At 67.1% G+C, this 228-nt stretch carries 1 protein-coding gene; it reads left to right on the forward strand.

The annotated features are described in order from the left end of the window. Window positions 1-202: hypothetical protein (locus tag SB754_RS23550; RefSeq protein ID WP_410784646.1), on the forward strand; the 202-nt coding region annotated here is incomplete at its 5' end. Window positions 203-228 lie beyond the last annotated feature (26 nt).

A 228-nucleotide genomic window follows, 5' to 3' on the forward strand; every position in this document is an offset into this window, starting at 1 on the left:
GTGGAGCACCCGGACACACGAGATTGCCCAGCAGATCGTGACCGGCCTGTACCCGTCCCGTCTGACCACCCAGGCCACCGTCGACGCCACGGATGCCTTCCTGGAATCCCTGGGCGATGAAGCACCCTCGCTGCGCCGGCTCATCCTGGAAAGCCGCGACGGCGTGGTCCGTGCCCTGAAGGCACAGGCCGTCGACAAGTAGTCATAACCACCCCGGCGCTCCGTGGC

The sequence above is a fragment of the Leifsonia sp. SIMBA_070 genome (assembly GCF_046534635.1).
Taxonomy (GTDB): domain Bacteria; phylum Actinomycetota; class Actinomycetes; order Actinomycetales; family Microbacteriaceae; genus Leifsonia.